Consider the following 23,896-nt stretch of genomic DNA (forward strand, 5'->3'; position numbering starts at 1 on the left):
AAAATAATATCACATTTTATTGATAAAAAACTACATTAAAATTCTTTCAACAGTTTTAATATCTGGGATTGATAATAATGAAGAACGAATTTGACGTAAGCGATCAACATTAGCAACTTTAATAATTAATTTAATTGAAATTGTCATTAAATCACTACTTGTATTTGCATTAATCATCTGAATTGAAGCATTTAAATGACTCAATACTTTAGTAATATCAGCTAGCAAGGCTGGGCGATCAATTGCTTCAATTCGGATTCCACAATCATATTGTTTATTTTTACAAACAAGTTCATTTCAAATAACATCAACCTGGCGTTCTTGTTTATCTTCACTCTGAATATTATGGCATTCTTTTAGGTGCACTTTAATTCCTTCTGACTTAGAAACATAACCAACGATATCTTCATAAGGAATTGGTAAACAACATTGTGAAATAATAACTTTAATACTTGTAATTCCTTGGACAATAATGTCATCTTTTAATTGCGCTTTTTTATATTTTTTATCTTGTAACTTTTTCAAAATCTTTTGATTTTGATTTGTATCGGGATCATAATAAATTAAATTAACCGCTTCTTCAATTGTATATTCATCATTGGCTACATCTAATAAGAAATCTTCAATATTTGTATAATCAATTTCGCGTAGCCGTTCCAATTGTGTTTCAGCATCAACTAATTTATATTTTAAATCTTTTTTACCAATATATTCTTCAATCTGGGCTTTGGCGGTTTTAATTTTTTCCAAGTTTTGCGTTTTTAAATCCCCACTTGTTTCAACTAATTCTTTTTTTAAATATTTCCGAATTTTTTGAACAGCCGATGAAGTTTTGGCAATTACTAATCATGAATGATTTGGTTTTTGGGTCACTGATGTCTTAATATCAACAACATCTCCCGATTTTAAGACTGTTGCAATTGGTGAAAATAGACCATTAATTTTGGCCCCAATTGTTTTTTCCCCAATTTCGGAGTGGATTTTATAGGCAAAATCTAACACAGTTGATCCAAATGGCAATGTCACAACTTTTCCGTTTGGAGTTAAAACATAAACCAATGAAGCAAAAATATCATTTTGAATAATTTCTTCCAGCACTTGGTCAGGCTTATAAACTTCTTGCTGAATTTCATCTCGTTCATGGGCTGTTAAATTCTCAAGATCTAAAATTCGTTTAAAAATATCAAGACGATCATCAATGTCTTTTTGTTTTTTCTGGACATCATAATTTTCTCCTTCTTTATAACGTCAGTGCGCAGCTACCCCTTGTTCAGCAATTTCATCCATTTCTTCTGTCCTAATTTGAACTTCAAAAATTGAACCATCTTCAGCGGCAATTGTGGTATGCAAAGATTGATATAAATTATGTTTCGGAGTCGCAATATAGTCTTTAAAACGGTTATTTAATGGTGTATATTGTTGATGAACAAAACCCAATACTTTATAACAGTCATCAACTGAATTAGTAATAATTCGCACAGCTAAGATATCATGAATATCATCAAAATTTTTTCCAAACTGATTCATTTTTCGATGAATTGAGTAAATTGATTTACTACGGCCATAAATCTTGACATCCATTTTTTTCTGATTAATTAAAATATCTTTTAATTCCTCAATTTTTTTATTAATTGTATTTTCGCGTTCTTTATTACTTGTTTCTAATAAAGTAATAATTTTATTATATTCTTGAGGGTTTAAAATTTTAAATGATAAATCCTCAATTTCTGATTTTACTGCTTTCATCCCTAATCGATGGGCAATCGCTGAATAAATTTCTAAACTTTCTTTGGCAATAATTTGTTGGCGTTCAGGAGATAAAAAATTAATTGTTCGTAAATTATGTAAACGATCAGCTAATTTAATAATAATTACCCGAATATCTTTTGACATTGATAAATAAAGTTTTCGTAAATATTGGGCCTTAATTTGGGTACGATTTTCTTTGGCAAAATAACTAACTTTTGTTACTGCCTCAACTAAATTAGTGATTTCAAGACCAAAAAGTTTTTGCATTTCATCATAAGTCGCTGGAGTATCTTCAAAGACATCATGTAATAATCCGGCAATTAAAGTTTTTGGCCCCATTTTTCATTGGGCCAAAAAAAAGGTTGTTCATAATGGGTGAATAATATAAGGTGCCCCACTTTTGCGAATTTGGCCGCGATGTTTTTCTTCGGCAAATTCGTAAGCTTTTACAATTTCATTTAAACTCTTTTCATCTTTAATATAGAGTTTAATTTGTGTTAAGACATCTTCAAATTTTATATTCTGATCCACTATAAACACCTCTTTTACTTACATAATAATAGCGTTTATAATTATATACTTATTTAGGTTAATATTCAACTAATGATATTGTTGAATATTTTAATAGGCCTGGGTCTTTTGGCAAGGAAGTTAAATTAATTAAAAATCCTAAACCAACAACCGTTGCGCCTTGTTCTTCAACTAAGTCACAAATTGCTTTAACAGTACCTCCGGTTGCAAGAACATCATCAATAATTAAAACACGATCATTTGGTTTGATTGCATCAAGATGCATTTCTAGCATATTTTCCCCATATTCTAAACTATAGTTTTTTCGAACAACAGTGCGGGGTAATTTTCCTGGCTTGCGAACAGGAACAAAACCAACTTTACTATTAAAACTAACAGCAGGTCCAAAAAGAAAGCCACGTGCTTCGGGAGACAAAATAACTGTTGGTTTTAATTGCTTTACAAGCTGACTAAATTCCTCAATTACATAGTGAAAAGCTTCCACATCATTTAACAATGGCGTAATATCTTTAAAACTAATGCCAGGTGTAGGAAAATCAGGAACATTGACAATATATTTTTTTAAATCAATCATTTTGATGCTCTCCTTAATCATTTATGCCTTTAACAATTTGTTCATCAATTTCAACTCGTTTTGAATCTAGGTAATTTTTTACCCGAATTTTATTTAAGGCACGATATTTTTCTAATGATACTCAAATTGGAATTCCAATTAACAATGTTGCAAACATTCCAAAGAAAATTCCTAAGAAAATTACTAAGTTAAAGCCAAATAAACTTCCTGAAAAGGCCGCTAATACTAATAATAATGATCCTAAAATAATTAATAAAGTTAAACAATGTTTAAACATTTGTTTAATTGTAATATTAGCAATTTTTTGTAAAAAATTGTTTGATAAATCATATTGATGGAACTCTTTATTAATTGCTTTTATTTCTTTTTTATTTTTCTTTTTAATTTCAACAGCTTGCGCTTTAATTGCTTTTATTTCAACTTTAAAAGTGTGTTTAAATTCACTATATTTCAATTCAGGATTTGCTAAACGTAATGCTTTAATTTCATCTTTCACATACTGTTTTGGTGAATTACGTATTTTTTTAACTGTGTTATGATGTTTTGACATATAATTAAAGAATTTTTCATATTCAACATTATTAACTGTTCGTTTATTTTGTTTTGCTCGAGCCATAATAATTGTCCCGATTGCCATTGCAAAACCAAAAATAGCAATGAAGGCGATCAACATTTCAAAAGTAATTAAAATTTGGAAAATAATCGCAATTGAAACTGTAATTGCTAAAGCAAATAAACTTCCTAAAACAATTCCAACAAACTGTGCTCAATCTAAACGGAATAACGTATAAACAAAAATACATAAGATTCCAATTGCAAAACTAATTACCGTAATAATTAACGCTTTTACTTCCATAATTGGATTAGTTTGATACATGTTAATCCCATTATCTTCCGCTGACGCTCCATAATATGAGGCAATTGAAGCCAATAATGCCCGCGCATAATTAGAACCAGTAATATTTGTGCTTACAACTAAAACTTTTGTACCATTTAAGCGTTTAATTGTATATAAATTATAAGTAAATTTTGTTTTTATTTTATGTTCGCTGATAATGTTATTAAGATGTTTAGCTAAGTCTGTCTTCGCTTGTTCTTCATTATTATGGTCTTGCCAATATTCGCTTCCAATTGTAATTTCTGTTCCTTTTTTAATTGAACTATCAAAATTAGCAACACCTGTTAAACCAATAATAATTGCGGCAAGTACTAAAATTAAGCCAATAATTGGTGTTCATTTTGAAAAGTGATAAAAGCGATCTTTTAGTTTTATTGCGTCTTTGGCTTTTTTACGACTATCAATAATTGGTGTATCTGTGCTATCATCGCCAAGATTTTCCGGTGTTCCAACATCAACTACTGTTGCTGTTGCTGTTGCTAATAATTTATCATCGCTATGATTAGCATGCCCTGTTTTTTTGTTTTTTGAAATTAATTTCTTAAATGCATATTGGGGAATATCTAATCACTTAAATTTTTCTTGTCAACGTAATTTAATAACAATTCAGTATAATAACCGGGCCACAGCAAAGACCATTACAACTGCAATAATTAGATTAACTAATAAAATTGTTGCAAATGATTTAATATTGTTTGTTCCAACTCAGAATAATGATAATCCTAAAATAATTAAAACGACAACCGCATCAACAAATAAGGCAATTGTTTGTTTATTAGCAATTTTAACAGCTGGCTCATAGGGAACCCCATTTTCATAACGCTCGCGCTTATAACGAGAATAAAATAGGAGATTTCCTTCTAACCCAATACCAAAGGCAATAATTAAGGCTGAAATACTTTCAGGAGAAATTTGAACTCCTAGTAATGATGAAAAATATAACGTTAAGATAATGGTAAAGGCTAGGGTCAAAACACCAATAAAGCCAAATAAACGATAGTAAACTATTAAATAAACAAAGATTGCTAGTGTTAAAACAGCAAGAATTACCATTGAAGCAATAAAGATCGGTTGTGTTACAACTGGATCAATTTCACGGTATCCCGAAATTAAAAAGGCATAACCACTTAAACCACCATTAATTAAATTACTAATTTGTTTTGCTTCTGTCGCAGTTGTTGTCTGAATTGTATTTGAGTTAGCCCCTGCACCAACCCCTTTAACAATTGAATCTCAGTTAATTAAATATTTTTTATATTTATCTGTTAATTTTGTTGAATAATCAATAATTTGTTTTAATTTGGGACGAATTGGATCAATATAAATATTTGAAATTGCTGTTTTATCGTTGGGATCAATAATTAAATCATTTTGTTTCACATCAACGAAAGCAAATTTTTCACTCTTCATAACTTCAACTAAATTTGCCCCAAATAACGAAGTTGTTAACAAATTATCGCGTTTTGTCATTGATGTTCCAGCATCATAATATTCAAAATTAAAAATTCGATAAACATCGTTATTTGAAGATAAATTTAACTGATTAAAAGCAGTACGAATAATTTCAATATTATCACTATCACGACGTAAATCATCGATAAATTGGCCAATATCTGTTCAAATATATAATGGTTGAGCACTACCTTCTTCTGGTGTTAATGAATTAATAATTTCATTTCACTTAACTTGGTCTTTGATTTGCAAAGTAATAACGGGATTACGAGTTTGGTCAACTCCTGTTGTTGAACCAGAAATAACATCACTTAATGGTGTTCTTTCATTATCTTTAACCAATAAATCTGTTCCTTTACTATCAGTTAAATAAATTGCTCCTAACCGTTGAATATTATTAATTAAATCATTAAAATTAGTAAAATTATTTTTACCAATCATGACTTCAACACTATGTTTTCCTAATGTTTGTAAATATAAATTAGAATTGTTTAAAGGGTCTAACTTTGCTTTTAATAATTCTAACCCTTTTTCACTATCCCCATTTGGAGTATTAGGATCAGGATTAGTTACTGAATGATCATAGACATCAACTTGAACTTGGTAGCCACCAGAATAAGCTATTCCTGTTTGATACTTATAACGGAAATTATCGGCTGAAAAAAAAGCACCAACAATAATAGCAATAACAAATAAAACTAAAATTGAAATTCGGGCAATTAATTTATTAATTTTTTTCTTATCAGTTGAGTTTTTCTTAGTTTTTTTTGTACGTTCTACCTGTTGCACTATTTTAACACCACAATTCTTTCTTTTTTGATTTTGCTATTTATATTGTACACTATAATTAAAATTATTTCTTAAACATATCTTCAAATTCTTCTAAAGAAATATTTTTTTCCATCACTTTTTGGTTATTCATAAATTCAATAATCCGGTTAATTTTGATATTAAAAATATAAAATGCGCCTTCACTAACATCAATAATTTTTCGATCAGGTAATATTACTTGTAATAAATAATTAGTTACATCAAGCTCGCTAATATTTGAATTAATTAGTTTTAGTTCAATTGTTTTTAAACTAATCATTTTTTGCAAATACTTACTAAGTTGACGATCATTAAGTTGTTTATTTTCTTCCATATAATCACCTTTTATTATTTCATTTTATATTATAAACTAACTTCTTTTAAAAATTAACTATTTTCGAATTTTTTAAAATTTATTTTTTGTAAAAATTCCTGCCCTTTTGTGGTTATTACGCGGCCACGGTTTGTTTTTTGTAAAAACCCTAGTTTTAATAATAGCGGTTCAACACTATTAGTAATATTTAAAACTGGCTCATTTAAAACTTGGGCGATCAGTTCAATCCCAGTTGGCTTATTACTAAAAGTATTGTTAATAATCCATAAATAATTAATTTCTAATTTACTAATCCCCCCAAGATAAATTTGTAAATTTTTAAAAACAACTTTAATCAAAGCAATTGTGATTATTTTACTGCCTGTTGTTAAGGCATAATCATAAATTCTTTTGAACAAATTAATTGCAATGCGGGGATTAAACCGGCTATGTTGCGCAATAAAATATGCTTCTGGCATACCTAATCTAATTGCTTGTTGTGCGGCACAATTAAAAATTATTTGTTGCAAATCAGACAAATTATAATTGCTCATTGTCAAATTAATTGGAAAACGTTGAATTAAAGGGTGTGACAAATGATAAAGATTTGTTGTTGCCCCTATTAAGGTAAACTTTGGTAAAGTAATATTAATATTTTTACTATTATAATCTTTGCCAATAATTAAATTTAAAGTATTATCTTCCAAGACAGGATATAATAATTCACTTACTTCTTTACTTATCGCATGAATTTCATCAATAAAAACAACCTCAAAATCTTTTAATAGGGTTAAAACACAAATTAAATCACTGGGTTTTTGGAGGTTTGGACCATGTAAAATATGGGTTTTCGTTTTTAACACCACTCCTATTAAATAAGCTAAACTAGTTTTGCCAACACCAGCTGGGCCAGAAAGCAAAATATGATCAATGGCGCGGTTTTCTAATTGACTAGCAGTAATCGTAATTTTTAAATTATTTTTAAGATCTTCTTGCCCGATATATTCCTCTCAAGAGGTTGGACGAAAACTAACTTTGCCCATTATTCACACTAATTTGTTTTAACACAGCAGCTAAATATTGTTCCAAATTATTCTGTTCAGGAACTAAATTTAGTGCACGATAAATTGCTGGTAAAGAATAACCTAGTTTTTTTAAGCAATCAATTATACTATTTTGAAGATTATTATAATTTTTACGAAAATAAATCTTTTGTAATGTTGTCATAATTAGCCGAGCACTATGATTTTTTAACCCTTTTAATTGGCATAATTCCTCAATCGTTCCTTTTTTGATAATTCCTAAAAGTTGCTCAACACTTAATTGTTGTAAAACTAAACAAGCTGTTTTGACCCCAATTGAAGGAATCATTAATAAATCTAAAAATAGTTTTCGAGTCTCTAAAGTTAAAAATCCATATCATTGGTAATTAACATAATCATTATTAACTAATGTTGTGTAAAATTGATAAGATTTATCCTTTGCAATTTTAAGGGGTTTATAAGTAATAATCATAATTTCATAACCTTGATTATTAACATCTAGCCATACTTTTTGGTTAGAAACATTTTGGACAATTCCTGTTAAATAATTAAACATTATCTTACTCCTTTCAGATAATAATTATCAGGGATATGATTAATTTCCTTTAAATAAAAAAAGACTTATTCTTGTCTTTTCTTCCCATAACTGATAAAAGTTTTTAACAAACTTGTCATTTTTAATAAATCATTATAATTTTTATCAACAATTTCTTTTAAGTGTTCATCTTGATATTTGTGTAAATTTTGATAAAGATTTTTTTTATCATAAGAATAAAAACCATCTAAACGCCGTCAAATATTATCTCAGTAATGGCGATCATTATTCACCGGACGTAACATAATTTGATATAAATCATCAAACCGTAAAAACTGCTCAATTTGTTTAACCTTCAGGGGTGTTGAATCTTCACTAAGATATAATTGAAATAAGGTTTGATTAGCATATAAATCATAAATATCAATTATTGTTAATTTTTTCAATCGAAATCAGCGCGGTCAACGTTTTGACATTATAGCAATTAACTCTTGTTCTAACTCTTTGCCAAGCACTAACAATGTTCTAATATTATGTTTACGAACTAGTTTGACAAGAAACAGCGCAAATGATTTAAAACTATGCAGTTTTTTATCATTTAAATTTCAATTTAAATGATATTGATATTCAATTAATTCATCCAAAGAATTATTTAATAAGATTGTTGGGCTAAAAATAATATTAACCCCAACCAAAAAAGGTTTAGCGTTACATTCTTTTAAATGATCATAATCCTTATAATCCTTTTTAAAATGATAAGCTTCAAAATCAAGGGCCAAAATTGGAAATTGCCATTGTTTTATTATCGCGGCAATTTTTGCTTGATCATATTTAATTAACAAATCGTCTTTTCTTTCTTCTTGCATCTTTCTTGTTCATTTCTAGTTTTTTTAATTATATCAAATTAACCTTAAATTACCGCAAATTGACCAGTTAAATATTTACTATCTAATAATTGCTCAAAAATTCCGGTCCCAATATAACGATATAACTTTAATTTTAAATTTGGATAACTTAAATTAATTTTATTTTGTAAAAATAAATACTTTTTAATTTTATTATTTTCCATATCTTTAACAATTTTATGGTTAATTGTCATTTTTTCTGGAAGAGATCAATAAAATTTTTGCTTTTGTTCATCATAACTTGTCAGTTTTCCATAACCTTGCCCATCTTCATCCGCTAAAATAACTTGGTAATAATTATCAAAAGTTAAATATCCAGCTTGAAAAGCAATAATTCGTAATGGCCCGCGGGGTAATAAAAAATTTGTTCGGCCAATAATCGCTAGAACTTGTTTTACAGTAAAAGTACATTGTTTTAATAATAAATTAGTGCTTCTTAATTCGGTTTTAATCAAAGTTTCATGTTCTAACTTATATTTTAAAATTAGTAACAACTCTCGCACAATCATTTGATTATTATTAATAATTGTTTGTACTAAATCAACTTCATTTAGATAATTTGATAATAACTTTTCAAAAACAGGATGACTGGTTACTTCATATAATAATGATGTTACTAATAAATTATCATATTCTAAATTAATATCGTTAGGTGATAATTGTTGGGCTAACCGTAAATAAAAATAATTAACAATCTCATAACTATCTAAAAATAAAAATTGTTTTAATAAATTTTGATTACGTTGTAAATCATTTTGACCAGGACTATATTTACGCCAATTATTAGCAATCCGAAGATATAAATCATCAATATGATTATAAAATTGATAAATTGACATTTCGGAATCAGCAAGCAGTTTATATAAGCCTTCATCATGATATTTTTGATAATATTCTTGGATTTGAGGTTGTAAACGGTTTTTATGCTGATATCATTTTTTTAAATTATTAAGAATTAACTCTTGGGCCTTTTTTTCTAAAGTAATTGTACAATTATATGGCAAACCAGCTTGCTGGGGTAAAGATTTTATTGTTGTTAGGTTAGGATCATATAAATTTTTAATCCCAATCGTTAAATCATATTTACTATCAATATTACTAATTAAATCGTAAACTTCTAATTTTCCTTTTCGCACAGTTTTTCGTAATCCACGCCCTAATTGTTGCAAATAAACAGTTCGTGAATTAGTTGGACGAAGGAGAATAATTGTATCAATTTCTGGAACATCAATACCTTCATTAAACATATTAACAACACATAAATAATTAATGCGACCAGTTTTAAATTGATGTAAAATCATTGCGCGCTGGTCACTAACCTCGCTGGTTAGATAAGCGGCCCGAAGGTTTTTAGCTTGTAAAAAAGTTGCAATAATTTTAGCATGTTCAGTTGTAACACAAAAAATTAAAGCTGTTGGATGGGCATAAACCCCCAGATATTTTTCAATTGTGCTAAATAATAAATCATTGCGCGCTGGGGTATTTAATTTCTGAAAAACTTGACTATCAGAAGATAAATCAACCCCTTGTAAATCTGTGGAAATATCATCAATACAGTAATAATCAAAAGCTGCTAATAAGCCTTGATTAATAGCACTTCATACTCGTAATTCGTAAGCATATTCATCATCAAAATATTCTTTAATTGACTTGCCATCAGTGCGTTCTGGGGTTGCAGTTAAACCTAAGATTTCTTGTGGTTGAAAATGATTAAAAACCTTTTCAAAACTTGTAGCCGCAATATGGTGTGCCTCATCAAAAATAATATAATCAAAATGATTTGACCCAAATTGATCTAAATTATTTAGCATTGTTTGAATTGTTGCAAATAAATATTCTTGCTTGTCTGGCACTTTTCCTTCGTACATTAAAACACCAAAGCTATTATCTTGTAAAACTGTCCGAAAAGTTTTTAACGCTTGTTCAACAATTTCTCGCTGATGGGCTAAAAATAAAATCTTTAATGGCCGATTATGACGATGACATTGATTCAAATAGTCAAAAGCCCCAATAACAGTTTTACCAGTCCCCGTTGCCATTATGACTAAATGTTTGTTTTTTCCTCTTTCCCGGCGATATTCCAAATGATTAATAATTTTTTGTTGATAGTCATACAAATATTTTTTAATGGTATCAAATTCTGTTTCTTGTTTGCCAAACATACCAATAATTTGTTGCTCTTGATTACGAGTAATTTTTGCTAATAATTCTTGGCGAAGAGTTGAATCATTAAAATTAATTAAATTATTTTCTCATAAATAATTAAACTCATTAATCATTTTTGTAATGACATCTTCGTTTGCTGGTGCCGTTAGTTTAACATTTCATTCGCGACCCGCAACCATTCCGCGGTAAGTTAAATTAGAAGAACCAATAATCGCTGAGGATTGATGATTGGGGCGCGAAAAAATTGATGCCTTAATATGAATTCGTTCACTTCGTTTTTCAAAATTATCTTCAACATGAATTAAAATATTATTATAAGTAGTAACTAAGCGTTCTAATTCATTGAAATCATTAAATTGGGCTAAATCATCAAATGTTGTAGTAATAATCCGAATAATAATATTATGAGTTTGACAATATTTAATTGACCTTTCAATTTTATTGATAATACTTTTTGAAATAAAGGGGAAAATCAATAATACTTCTTGGGCATTACGCATTTCTGCATTAAATTCAGTAATTAATTCTTGGGCAATATGATTGGTAAATAATTTGCTAATATAGTTCATCCCCTTTCTTGTAATTATCAGACACTAATTTATTTAACATCAATAATGTCAAACTGATTTGCTCAATTTAGACTATCTTTTAATCAGTTTAAATCAATTTGCATTTTTGTAATAATATCATTAGTTACATGTTCTCAATCACTAAAAAATTCAACATCATTAATCACCATTTTATGGTCATTTCAACCCTCAACTAAGTAACTTTGAAAAATCAAAGTTAAAATACCATCTTCAAAAATCATGACAGGAATTGCCACTGATGTTTGCTCTTCGGAAATTAGCTTTGCTTGGACAGAAGGTGGTAAAACCCGACTAAGATCTTTTTGGTTGCTACCAACAACAAAAATATCATCAAAAGCTGAATTACCAGTTTTAATTGTTTGGGCTGGTCGGAAAAAGTCATTATTAAGGTCAACTAATTGAATTGTGACATTATCAATAACCGATTTCTTCAGTGGTTTTAAGGTTAAAATTGGGACACGATAAAAAATAGGTTCAGCATAATTTGAACTAGTTTTTTTCTTTGTTTTATGGGTAATTGTCCCTAACGATATTTCACAATTAGAATGTTTCAAATTTAAAACTTGATCAACTTTTGTATCATTTTCAAGATTAATTACTTTGCTTGGTGGCAAATTATAACTACTACTAATATTGATTACATCTATTTTATCCTCAAAAGTTTCTTGTAAACCTCAGTCATATAACTTTTTAAAATCTAAAATATCTAAAATATTTTTTTGCAAACGCATAATTTTTGTTCACTTAATTAAATAAAAAATAATAAAGCCATCAAAAACTAATCCTAAGATAATTGTTAGTACTGGAATAACATAATATACCCCTGGAGTTTTTTTAATATAAAACATTGCAAAAATAAAAATTGCAACTAATGTTAATAATGGTCCGATAAACAGCATTCAACGGACAACAATTTGTCTTTTTTTCGTTGGGGCTTTAAAAATAACCTTACTTTTATTAAATTTTGCTAAAACGTTATTAATTTCATCTTTTGATTTTTGTACTCAGCTACTTTGGTTTGCTTGCTTTGCCATAAATTCATTTTTCCTTCTTGTTTGTAATTACTTTTCTATTATCATAATTATAAACTACCTTATCTTAATTTGGCAAATTATTCCGGGTTTTATTTTCCCATTAGCATTATTTTAATTCAATTTTAAATTGAAAGCTATTATCCAAAATCAGACTAGTTGGCACGGCTGAGACTATCATAATAACATTTGTCCCAACAACTTGATTAGCATCATCAGGCTTATCATTTGTTAATTGAAAATCGTGTATTGTCACTAATACGTTAAATTTAGTGCCCACTACTTTTATTATCATTGCAATTATTTTTTCATTTTGGTTTAAATTATCATATGTTGCAGTTACATCCGCTGGGAATTGACATGGTTTAATTGTGACTAAACTAAGATCTTTTTTAGCGCTTAATGTATTGGTAAATATAAAATCACCTTGAATTAAGTAACTATTAGATTCAGCATGAACAGTAAAAGTCACAACTGTCCCAACAGTTTGGAGAAGTTCTTTATCTTCATAATCATTTGTTAAATAAAAGTCTTTTTGTGAAACAACAAGATTTAAGGTTTTATTAATGGTACTAATAACAACATTTAAAATGTTTTCATTTTGATTTAGTGCTTGATAATTAGCTTCTAGTTCAGCAATCGTTTCTAAATCTGGTACATGTACATTTTTAATATCTTGCTTATTAATCTCTTTTACCGTAATATCAATTACATATTCTGTATTCAAGTTATACCCAGCATTAATTAATTTCTGCTGATCATTTTGAATTGTTGAATCAAATTTATTTAAGAAAATTTTAATAGTAATAATATCTCCAACACCAACTTTTATTTCATCATTATTACTTATTTCATCCTCATCATATCAAATCGCATAATTAGCAATTTTAGTTGCACTTTTATCCTCAACCAAACTATAGCGAACTTGCATATAAGTATGTAAATTCGTAAAAATTTCAGCCCCGGTTTGATTGGCTTTAATTTGGAAGGTATCTAACAAATTTTTTTGGTAATTAGCAAAGACCCCACATCCTAAAACAGGAGTTGTTGTTGTAATTACTGCTGATAAAACAGTCATCATTGTTAAAAGTTTCTTCATTATTCATTTTCCCTTCATTTTAAATTAGAACCTATAGTAATTATTATACTATTAACTAAAACATTGTAAAATAAAAAAATACTTATAAATAAGTATTTTTTTAATTTTTAAACTTTTTTATCAGATAATAACATTTCAAATGTTAAATCATTGTTTGTTGTATATGATGCATTTGGATCCACTTTTGAAGTTAATTTAAACTGTAAATTAGTAAATTGTAGTTTCATATCTGTCGCATTAAGAATTTGGTCTAAATTAGGTTCCTCATCACCATTAAAGACATCTTTAAACTCTTCTCATTGTCCGCTTTGATTTTTAAACTTTACTTTTAAGCGCCCTTGCAATAATTCAACATCTACCTGATTTAACTGATTAGCCTCAACCCCTAATGATGGTAAAGCAGCATTTCATAATGGTGCCATAAAATCTTTTAAAGTAAAAATCATATCATCTGGAATAAAACCCATGACTAAAGTTGATACACCTTTTAAATGATTTTTATTAATAACGTTTTGATTAATTAAGTCAAAACCATTTTCTGATAAAGTACTAAATTCGTTTAAAATACTCATAATTAAAGTTGTTGGTTTTAAATTCATTAAAAATCCAAAAACCACTTGTTCAATAACTGGAACAGTACTCAAAGCAACAATGAATGGTGGATTTTTTTTGTATCCTACTAAAGCTTGGCCAATTAAAGCATCTAAATTAGTATTTGCTTTTTTATAAAAATTACTACTTTCACCATAAGTTCTGGCTAAACCAGCTTTTACTTTTGGATTAACATTTCCTAATAAATATTGTAATAATTCCATAATAACATTATTTGATTTAAAATCATTACTAATAATTCATTGTAATAGCGCTATTAAACTTGGAGCTATATTTGTTAATAATTCCCCCACTGTTCCATTAGCTGTAATTTTTCCTAAATCAAGGTTAATTGGAAGATTAATAAATGAATTACCTATTAAACCTTCTAACATTCCATCTAAACTAGTTAAAAAGTTTTTTCATTGATCATCAAATTTATCAGTTCCAATGTTATCTAAATTAACTAAATTAATGCTAGAACCTAACATTGTGTTAATTAAACTAGCAAATTCGTATAAAGTTCCCAATGATACTTCAAATGGTAGGCCTGGAATTGGCAATTTAAAATCAAAACCATTATTTAGACTATGCCCTTTCCCCATTAAATCCATCGCAAAAGCAGCCACAGTATTAATTGGTTCAGTTACTCAATTAATTTCACCACTAAAAACAGCAACATCATCTGATGTTTTTACTTTAATTGTCGTTTTTCCATAATTAATAATACTGTCTTCTTCTACCTTACTTGTTGTTTCTTTGATACTTGGTTTTGATGAAATTGATGAAACAGTAAAATTAAAACGATTTTGAAATTTTTGTTTCAAAGCAGCTTCCAATTCTTTTTCCTTAATATCCGCTGGAACAAATTGCCCCGGAACTTCAAAACCATTATTTTCATCAGTAAAACTAGCTAATGTTGTTAAATTAGTTTTAACTGTACCAAGTTCATTAGTTAATCAAAAAATCTTGTCATTTCAAAATTCTTTGCCTTGGTATTTAACGCTAAGAGTCGCAACCCCGTTATTAATTGTTGCGATTTCCGCTTTCTCATATCCCTGTAAATTTGGAGTTTGATAATCTTTATCTAAAACAATAATCTCATAATCAGAAGTTAAATGTAACTGTTGCGTAATATCTTTTACTAAACGATTTTTTTGATTACCCTCATCACGACTTAAAATAAATGGATTTTCTTCATTTTGTGAGTTTAAAAATTCCTTTACTTGGTCTGGTGTTATTTGATCAGAGGGTTGTTGCGTGTTAGCATGACATGCAATAACTGACGTTACTCCTGTCATACTAATAGTTAACGCACTTAAAATAGTTAATAATTTTTTCATATTTTCGTATCTCCTTTTTGCAACGCTTTTACAATAGTAAAAACTGAAAAATATCTCAATACAATAATAATTAAATAGGTCCAAAACGATAAAATCATAATTGTTGCTTTTTGAGATAGGTACATTATATCTTAAAAAAAGAAAAAATTTATTATCTTTTTTAAATAAAAAAAGAACTTTTATGAAATAAATCAGAGTTTTAACACGCTTTTCTATTATCTAAAAATTCTTATAAACTTTATTTTGTTTTATCTGATAATAACATTTCAAATGTTAAATCATTGTTTGTTGTAAATGAGGCATTTGAATCAACTTTTGATGTTAATTTAAACTGTAAATTAGTAAATTGTAATTTCATATCTTTTGCTTCTAGAATTTGTTTTAAGTTTGGTGTATCACCATCTTTAAAGACATCTTGAAATTCTTCTCATTGATCATTTTGATTTTTAAACATTACTTTTAAACGACCTTGCAATAATTCAACATTTAATTGTTCTAACTGATTAGCATCAAGTCCTAGTGATGGTAAAGCAGCATTTCATAATGGAGTCATTGCATCTTTTAAAGTAAGATTAATTTCTGGAATAAAGGTTAAAATAAGATGTCATAAACCTTTTAAGTGATCTTTATTAATAACTTTCTGATTAATTAAATCAAATCCCCCTGTTGATATATTACTAAATTCATTTAAAATACTCATAACTAAGGTTGTTGGTGCTAAATCTAGTTTTGGTGAAATAATATTACCATTATTGCCAAAAACAATTTCATCATTTAGCTCTTTGCCAAGAATTTTAATACTAAAAGGCAAATCTTTTTTATATCCCGCTAATGCTTGACCTAATAAACTATCTAAATTTGTATTTGTTTTATTTATCATTGGACTTTTTTCGCCATAAGTTGCAACTAAACCAGCTTTTACTTTTGGATTAACATCACTTAATAAATATTGTAATAATTCCATAATGGCATTATTTGATTTAAAATCATTACTAATAAATCATTGTAATAATGCTATTAAACTTGGGGCCATATTTGTTAATAAATCCCCAACTGTTCCATTAACTTTTAATATTCCACTGACATCAAGAGTAATTGGTAAACTAATAATTGAACTTCCGATTAATGATGCCAATAAACTATCAAAAGTAGTTAAAAAGTTTTTTCACTCATTATCAAATTGATCAGTTCCAATGTGATCTAAATTAACCAGATTAATACTATTTCCTATCATTGTGTTAATTAACCCAGCAAATGTATATAATTTTGCTAATGATACTTCCATTGGTAAACCTGGAATTGGTAATTTAAAATCAAAGCCATTATTTGAACTATGTCCTTTGCCCATTAAATCCAAGGCAAAACCAGCCACAGTATTAATTGGCTCAGTTACTCAATTAATTTCACCACTAAAAACAGCAATATCATTTGATGTTGTTACTTCAATTGTTGTTTTTCCATAATTAATCAATGTTTCATTTTCAGTTTCACCTGCAGTTGAATTCAAACTAGGAGTGGCTGTTATTTCATGCACACTAAATTTAAAAACATTTTGAAATTGTTTTTTTAACTGTGTTTCTAAAATCTCAGTAGTAATATCGCTTGGTGCTTTTTCCCCAGTAACAATAAAACCATTTGCTGATTCAGTAAAACTGTCTAATTTAGTTAATTTAGTTTTAATACTGCTAAACTCATTTGTTAATCAAAAAATTTTGTCATTTCAAAATTCTTTCCCTTGGTATTTTACGCTTATCTTTGCTACACCATTCAGAATTGTTGCCACTTCTGCTCTGTTCAATGCTTCAAGATTTGGCAATAAATAACCATCTTCTAAAACGCTAACTTCATATTCAGAAGTTAAGTGTAATTGTTGAGTAATATCTTTTACTAAACGATTTTTTTGATTGCCATCATCACGACTTAAAGTAAACGGATTTACTTCATTTTGGTATAATTTTAAAAAATCCTTTACTTTTTCTGGTGATAGTTGATCTGATGGTTGCTCAGTGTTAGCACTACAAGCAACAACTGATGTTACTCCTGTCATACTAATAGTTAAAGTACTTAAAATAGTTAATAGTTTTTTCATAATTTTTTAGCTCCTTTTCGTCATATTTTTAATATCCATAAACCCTTAAAAATTCAAAAAATATCCCAAAACAATACTAAATTAAGTCCTAAACGATAAAATCATTATATTGCCTTTTTGAGATAAAGTAATTATATCGTAAAAAAAAAAAAAAAAAAGTAATAAAATTACTTTTTTAATCGCGAATAACTAATTCATTTTGTAGAGCAAAAACTTTTTCCGGACCCAAAACACGATCGGCAATGGCTAAAGCAAAGTTCATTGTTGAACCAACTGATGCACCAGTAATGATATGGCCATCAGTAATTGCTGCCATTTCATCATTGTAAATCGAATTTTCCATTCCTTCTGTGCAACCAGGATAACTTGTTGCTTCACGGTTATCTAAAATTCCTAAATGGCCTAAAATTTGGGGGGCCGCACAAACTGCCGCAATTGTTTTTTCATCATGATTAGCTTTTAATAATCATTCTTTAATTTGACTATTTTTAGCAAGATTATCAACCCCTATTTTACCCCCTGGTAAAATAAAACCATCATAATCTTCATATTTAACCTCTGTCACCAATTGGTCAGCTTTAATTACAACCTGATGGGATGAAGTTACTTCTAATTGATCTGTAATACTTACTAAATCAACTTTAATTTGACCACGACGTAACACATCTGTTGTAATAATCGCTTCTCCCTCTTCAAACCCTGGTGCCAAGAACAAGGCAAATTTCATATTATACACCTCTTTTCACTAGTAATTATATTATATTTTTATATAATTGTTAAGAAGGAATAAAAATTAGGTGATTAAAATGCGACTTTTTCCAAATATCTTTTCAAAACTAAATAAAAAAACTGCCAAGAACCCCCATTATGCCTTAAAAGACACAAAAACCTTAACAATAAACAGTGTTCCCCAAGATTTGTCAATTAAAGTAATCCACAATTTAAAGGATAAAGTAACAAGTCTAATTCAACCAAAAAACATTACAATGAAAGATGGTTACTTATTACGTAAAGTACATGCTTTTAATAGTTTTGGTATGTTTTATCATGTTGATGTTATTTTTTGTAACAAAAACTTTCAAGTTATCAAGGAAATTGAAAATTTTGGACCCCAAAAAATTAGCCATTATTTCAAGGACAGCTATTTTATTTATTGTTTAGCCCCTGGTATGATTAAATTTTTAAATATCAAAGAAAATGATATTTTAAGAATTATTTAGTTTTGAATAAAAAAGAGTTATAATAATCTTAAATAATGAGAAAGGAAAAGAAGAAATGGCAAAAAGTAAAAACGGTTGAACATTTACCATTAATATTACTTTTCAAAAAATAATGGTTTGAATTGCTGGATTATGACTATTTATTATGGCAATTCTAAATTCATTTGGAGTTGATGGAGCAAATATTCAATTATATGGTAATGATAGAGGATCAATCATTTTAATATCATCATTTTTATATTTATTTGTAACAACATTTGTACGCCATAAATGATCAAAATTAATTGTGGGAATCTTATTCTTAGTATTTGCTGTAATTGGAATTATCGGAGCACTTATTACCTCTGTTAGTCAAATTTCAACATGATTAATCTTTGTTGCTGAATTAGTAACAATTATTGGTGCTTTAATTTGATTATTAGAAGGTTTAGGCGTAATTAAAATTCGAACAAAAAATGCCGCAACACCAGCTGCATAAAAAATAAAAAAACTTTATTTAATTTAAATAAAGTTTTTTTCGGCCATAATTTAGTTTTTACTATTCTTCATCTAACTCAACATCACTATATTCTTCCTCATCAATTACCTTTGCAAAAGAAGTTCTTTTTGTATGATTTGTCGTGATTTTATCTTTGATTTTTTTTAGCTGCTCTTCTAATTTTTTTAACACTAAATCAACTGCTTTATAAAAATCTTTATTTTTGCTTGTAGCAGTTAAAAAATTATTTTTCCCAGTCAAATCAATTGATACTTTAATATCATTTTCACCACTTTTTGTATATTCGAGGTCAACATGTACTAGTTTATTATTTTTCATAATTTCATATTTTTGAATTTTATCTAATGTTGTTCTGAGATGAATATCCATTGCCTCAGTAACACTAATATTTTTACTACGAATAATATATTCCATACCTATTCCTCTTTTCTATAGTTTAATTATAAACCTAAAATAACAAGGATGAAAAAGATATTATCGTGATTTTTGCAATAATTATTTAATTATTTATGATAATTTGGTAAATGACGAAACGGTTTTGGTGGGGATTTAGCTAAGTTACGCTTATGTTCAGAAATATTATGCAAGTAATCAATCCGTGTTTTAACATTTTCTGGAACTGGTTCCCCAAGTAAAAAAGCATCTAACTGTTGGTATGAAAAACCCATTTCTGCTTCATCTGTTTGATTTTCTCATAATCCTGCCGTTGGTAATCGCTCAATAATTGCTTTATTAACTCCTAATAGTTTGGCTAATGCTTGAACATCTTGTTTTAATAAATGAACTAATGGTACTAAATCAACTCCCCCATCACCATATTTTGTGAAATAGCCAACATGCCATTCATCGGCATTATCTGTTCCTAACACTAAATATTTATTGGCTTGTGCTAAACTATATAAAGTTGTCATTCGTAAGCGTGGTTTAATATTAGCAGCTGCTAATTGATGCTGATTCAAAGGTAAATTTTTTAATAATGTTTGATAAGTTTCGCTAAGATCAATTGTTAAACTATTTAAGGTATGCTTTTCAACCAACTGTTGGGCAAATTGTTCATCAATTGGATCAGACTGGCATGGCATAATTACAGTTAAATAATTATCCGGAAAAGTTTTTTTTGCTAGAAGCGCCACGACAGCCGAATCAATTCCTCCCGATAAACCGACAATTACTCCCACACATTGGGCCGAATTAACTTCGGCTTTAATTCAAGATACTAAATATTCTTCATATTGTTCAATTGTTGTCATCTTATCCGTTCCATTCTAATTCATATTCAAAGATTTTTACCAAATCACCATCTTTGATGCCCTTTTCTCTTAGCATATCAAACACTTTTAAACTTTGCAATTTTTTATTAAAAACTAGCAGATTATCATAAGTACTAATTGGATTTTTTTGATATGCTTTATGAACATCTTGCCCAGTTACTTCTCATAGACCATTACCTAAATTAATAACTTGAACATCAATTTCTGTTTCTTCAAATTCATAAACTTTATAATCAGCTGGATTTTGCTCAACTTGATTAATTTCTCATAAAGCTTGGCTATCGCTAACAGTTGCTAATTTATCCCCAATTTTTAACAATAGTTCATCTAAATGTTGCGAAAACAATCCACTAATTTCGATGATTTCAGCTGTTGGTAACTTAGTTTTAAAATCACTTAAATTAAGGGCTGATAAATCAATATCCATTTTATTTGCAACAATAATTTCGGGACGATGAGCTAGATTAATATTATAATGTTCTAATTCTGAACGAATATTTAAATAGTTTTGATAAACATCTTCCGTACCATAATTTCCCGACATATCAAGAACATGGACAATTATTTTGCATCGCTCAATATGACGTAAAAAGGCAAAACCTAAACCCTTCCCTTCGGCGGCACCAGGAATTAAACCTGGTAAATCAGAAACAACAAATGTTCGCCCTTTACTGTCTTGAGCTACACCTAATTGAGGGGTTAAAGTTGTAAAAGGATAATCAGCAATTTGTGGTTTTGCTTTTGAAATCTTTGATAATAATGTTGATTTTCCAGCATTTGGTAATCCAACTAAGCCAACATCTGCTAAGACTTTTAATTCACAACGAATTTCTAATTCCTGCCCCAATTCACCAGCTTCAAAAATTGTTGGGGCCTTATTTTTACTACTAGCAAAACGGGCATTGCCACGCCCACCTTTGCCACCTTTTGCAATAATAACTTCTTGATTATTTTTAACAATATCACAAATTATTTCACCACTAGCATTATTATATATTAAAGTTCCTAGTGGAACATGAATGTATTTATCTGGGGCATTACGACCATGCATATTTTTAATATCCCCTTTATTACCATCTTCAGCTTTAATTTCACGCTGATATTTTAAATCTAATAGAGTATTCATCCCCTCATCACCAACAAAAATAATGTCACCACCATGGCCACCATCACCCCCAGATGGACCACCTTTTGGGACATACAATTCACGATGAAAAGCAACTGCTCCGTTTCCACCATCACCAGCTTTTAATTTAATCTTTGCTACATCGATAAATTTCACGTTCAATTCACCATTCCTTTAACTTTTATTTCTTTTTAGGATTAACTTTAGTTTTATATCCCCTTTTGGTCCCCCATTATAGCCATCATTACCTTGTTCTTTCAAAATAATAATTTGTTTTGTTTCTTTAAAATTTGTTACATTAAATTGGACTGTTTTTTCAACTTCAAATCTTGCTAAACCTTGGCAATTATCACAAAGATATTTTTTCTTATTAAAAATAACATAGCCTTTACCACTACAACTTGAACAATTTTCTTCAATAAATAAATTGATTGAAATTGCTGAATTAAATAATAAGCTTGTTAATTTTGCTTTTACTTTACCAGTTAATAAAGGACCCTTTTTCATTTTTTTAGGGATTTTTTTAAGCAAATAACCACTATTAAAAATCTGACCTTCACTAGCATAATCAACTTGATAATCTTCAACAAAATTTAACTGATCATATTCAAATCTTTTATTATCATCTGATAAAATTTCATATGCTTCTGAAATTTTGCGAAATTTAACTTCGGCATTTTTTTCAACTGAAATATCAGGATGGTACTTTTTTGCTAGTTGACGAAAGGCATCCTTAATTTCATCCTTAGTAGCTGTTTGAGCTACATTTAAAATTTTGTAATAATCCTTTTCGTACATAATAACTCCTTATTTTATAAAAACTTAAGTAAACTATCATTAATTATATCTTAATTTTAATAACTTTTTTATCTAAACTCAAAAATTATTAAAATATCTTTTACTTAAGCAATTAGTTTTCTCTTAAATAATCACTTTCTTTTAAATCCTCAATAATTTTTTGGCTAACTGCATCAAAATTAGAATAGGAAAATTGATATCAGTTAACATCACTTAATTGATGCTTAAATCATGTAATTTGTTTTTTGGCGTAAATTTTATTGGCTTTAATCATTGCCATGATTGCGTCCTGCTCGCTAATATCTTCTTTTAAAAAACTAACAATTTCTCGACAACCTATAATATGCATGCTTTGATATTCTAATGATTGATGACATTGTTGATAAGCTTGGGCTACTTCTGCAAATAATCCTCGCGCGGTTAAAGCTAATACACGTTCGGCAATTCGAGTATGCAATTCATCTTTATCTGGTAACAATCCAATAATATAAGGTTTAATATATCAAATATTTTGATCATGGTCATTTACTGATTTTGGGATTTGATTTTGGTCATAATATTCTAAAGCTCGCAGAATTCGTTTACGATTATTGTAATGGACTTTTTTACTTTCTTCTTTATCAACGACTGCTAACATTTCTCACAATGCTTGATTAGAATAATGCTCATATTTTGTTAAATTAGCTAAGTTACGACCTTGAGAAGAAAATTGATAATTTTTTAAAAGAGCATTAATATATAAACCACTTCCACCAACAACAATTGGCAGTTTATTACGGGCAACTATTTCATTAATTGTTGCTCGCCCGGCTTTTTGAAAATCACTAATTGAATAATTAGCTGTTAAATCTAAAAAGGAAAGAAAATGATGTTTAACCCCTTGCTGCTCTTCAAGAGTAATTTTATTAGTTGCAATATCTAACCCATTAAACATTTGAGTGGCATCCGCATTCAAACATTCTCCATTAAAAGTTTGCGCTAATTTAATTGATAAATCAGTTTTACCACTAGCGGTTGGACCAATAATTAAAATTACTTTAACTTCTTTCATTTTCGTTAAACTCCTTTACTATAACTATAACTTTTTTTAAAAAAATTACTAGACAATTGAAAAAGACTAAGTAAAACTTAGTCTTTTATTTTATCATTAAAATAACCCTGAACCGCTTTAAGTGCTTGGGTGTAGAGTTATTGATTTATATAGCGGTTAATAACCCCAAACACACCTTAACGTTATAACAAACGTAGAAAACTGTCCTTACG

General features: G+C 28.5%; 20 protein-coding genes. 2 read left to right on the plus strand and 18 right to left on the minus strand.

All coding sequences use genetic code 4. The features are described 5' to 3' along the window. Window positions 1–30 precede the first annotated feature (30 nt). From SCHRY_RS02760 to SCHRY_RS02820, 13 genes are all read right to left on the minus strand, one after another. The gene (locus SCHRY_RS02760; protein WP_016338946.1) at window positions 31–2,280 is read right to left on the minus strand and encodes a RelA/SpoT family protein; all 2,250 of its coding nucleotides are present in this window, start codon (window positions 2,278–2,280) and stop codon (window positions 31–33) included. Between the two features lie 58 nt (window positions 2,281–2,338). After that, window positions 2,339–2,854, minus strand: a complete 516-nt coding sequence (locus SCHRY_RS02765; RefSeq protein ID WP_016338947.1) for an adenine phosphoribosyltransferase — start codon at window positions 2,852–2,854, stop codon at window positions 2,339–2,341. 13 nt (window positions 2,855–2,867) lie between these two features. Further along, window positions 2,868–5,993, minus strand: a complete 3,126-nt coding sequence (locus SCHRY_RS02770; protein ID WP_016338948.1) for a protein translocase SecDF, variant type — start codon at window positions 5,991–5,993, stop codon at window positions 2,868–2,870. Between the two features lie 64 nt (window positions 5,994–6,057). Continuing rightward, window positions 6,058–6,348 (minus strand): hypothetical protein, encoded by a 291-nt coding sequence (locus SCHRY_RS02775; RefSeq protein WP_016338949.1) that lies wholly within the window; start codon window positions 6,346–6,348, stop codon window positions 6,058–6,060. A 53-nt stretch (window positions 6,349–6,401) separates the two neighbouring features. Beyond that, window positions 6,402–7,370, minus strand: a complete 969-nt coding sequence (ruvB, locus tag SCHRY_RS02780; RefSeq protein ID WP_016338950.1) for a Holliday junction branch migration DNA helicase RuvB — start codon at window positions 7,368–7,370, stop codon at window positions 6,402–6,404. Continuing rightward, on the minus strand, window positions 7,357–7,926 hold the full coding sequence (gene ruvA, locus SCHRY_RS02785; protein WP_016338951.1) for a Holliday junction branch migration protein RuvA: 570 nt from the start codon (window positions 7,924–7,926) through the stop codon (window positions 7,357–7,359). Before ruvA ends, ruvB begins: the two co-directional genes overlap by 14 nt. 65 nt (window positions 7,927–7,991) lie before the next feature. Further along, window positions 7,992–8,771 carry a hypothetical protein gene (locus SCHRY_RS02790; protein WP_016338952.1) on the minus strand — a complete coding sequence of 260 codons (780 nt, stop codon included), beginning with the start codon at window positions 8,769–8,771 and terminating at the stop codon, window positions 7,992–7,994. Window positions 8,772–8,815: 44 nt separating this feature from the next. Further along, window positions 8,816–11,545, minus strand: coding sequence for a DEAD/DEAH box helicase family protein (locus SCHRY_RS02795; protein WP_016338953.1), 2,730 nt, complete (start codon window positions 11,543–11,545; stop codon window positions 8,816–8,818). Between the two features lie 29 nt (window positions 11,546–11,574). Continuing rightward, window positions 11,575–12,600, minus strand: coding sequence for a hypothetical protein (locus SCHRY_RS02800; protein ID WP_016338954.1), 1,026 nt, complete (start codon window positions 12,598–12,600; stop codon window positions 11,575–11,577). A gap of 106 nt (window positions 12,601–12,706) precedes the next feature. Beyond that, complete coding sequence (locus tag SCHRY_RS02805; protein WP_016338955.1) at window positions 12,707–13,696, minus strand: spiralin repeat-containing protein; 990 nt, start codon at window positions 13,694–13,696, stop codon at window positions 12,707–12,709. Window positions 13,697–13,803: 107 nt separating this feature from the next. Beyond that, the gene (locus tag SCHRY_RS02810) at window positions 13,804–15,630 is read right to left on the minus strand and encodes a lipoprotein (RefSeq protein WP_016338956.1); all 1,827 of its coding nucleotides are present in this window, start codon (window positions 15,628–15,630) and stop codon (window positions 13,804–13,806) included. Window positions 15,631–15,868: 238 nt separating this feature from the next. Further along, window positions 15,869–17,719, minus strand: coding sequence for a lipoprotein (locus SCHRY_RS02815; RefSeq protein ID WP_016338957.1), 1,851 nt, complete (start codon window positions 17,717–17,719; stop codon window positions 15,869–15,871). 175 nt (window positions 17,720–17,894) lie between these two features. Next, window positions 17,895–18,446 (minus strand): DJ-1 family glyoxalase III, encoded by a 552-nt coding sequence (locus tag SCHRY_RS02820; protein ID WP_016338958.1) that lies wholly within the window; start codon window positions 18,444–18,446, stop codon window positions 17,895–17,897. 79 nt (window positions 18,447–18,525) lie between these two features. Here SCHRY_RS02820 and SCHRY_RS02825 point away from each other — a divergent pair, with 79 nt between their 5' ends. Then, window positions 18,526–18,939 (plus strand): hypothetical protein, encoded by a 414-nt coding sequence (locus SCHRY_RS02825; RefSeq protein ID WP_041611943.1) that lies wholly within the window; start codon window positions 18,526–18,528, stop codon window positions 18,937–18,939. 55 nt (window positions 18,940–18,994) lie between these two features. Further along, window positions 18,995–19,417: a hypothetical protein gene (locus tag SCHRY_RS02830; protein ID WP_016338960.1), complete on the plus strand. Its 423-nt coding sequence runs from the start codon at window positions 18,995–18,997 to the stop codon at window positions 19,415–19,417. A 60-nt stretch (window positions 19,418–19,477) separates the two neighbouring features. Here SCHRY_RS02830 and hpf read toward each other — a convergent pair whose 3' ends face one another. The 5 genes from hpf to miaA form a co-directional block, all read right to left on the minus strand. Beyond that, window positions 19,478–19,852: a ribosome hibernation-promoting factor, HPF/YfiA family gene (hpf, locus tag SCHRY_RS02835; protein WP_016338961.1), complete on the minus strand. Its 375-nt coding sequence runs from the start codon at window positions 19,850–19,852 to the stop codon at window positions 19,478–19,480. An 89-nt stretch (window positions 19,853–19,941) separates the two neighbouring features. Beyond that, complete coding sequence (nadE, locus tag SCHRY_RS02840; protein ID WP_016338962.1) at window positions 19,942–20,688, minus strand: NAD(+) synthase; 747 nt, start codon at window positions 20,686–20,688, stop codon at window positions 19,942–19,944. A 1-nt stretch (window position 20,689) separates the two neighbouring features. Beyond that, the gene (gene obgE, locus SCHRY_RS02845; RefSeq protein WP_016338963.1) at window positions 20,690–21,991 is read right to left on the minus strand and encodes a GTPase ObgE; all 1,302 of its coding nucleotides are present in this window, start codon (window positions 21,989–21,991) and stop codon (window positions 20,690–20,692) included. A gap of 18 nt (window positions 21,992–22,009) precedes the next feature. Next, window positions 22,010–22,633 carry a DnaJ domain-containing protein gene (locus SCHRY_RS02850; protein WP_016338964.1) on the minus strand — a complete coding sequence of 208 codons (624 nt, stop codon included), beginning with the start codon at window positions 22,631–22,633 and terminating at the stop codon, window positions 22,010–22,012. 112 nt (window positions 22,634–22,745) lie between these two features. Next, window positions 22,746–23,684, minus strand: coding sequence for a tRNA (adenosine(37)-N6)-dimethylallyltransferase MiaA (miaA, locus tag SCHRY_RS02855; RefSeq protein WP_016338965.1), 939 nt, complete (start codon window positions 23,682–23,684; stop codon window positions 22,746–22,748). Window positions 23,685–23,896: the final 212 nt, after the last annotated feature.

This window comes from Spiroplasma chrysopicola DF-1 (assembly GCF_000400935.1).
Taxonomy (GTDB): Bacteria; Bacillota_I; Bacilli_A; order Mycoplasmatales; family Mycoplasmataceae; genus Spiroplasma; species Spiroplasma chrysopicola.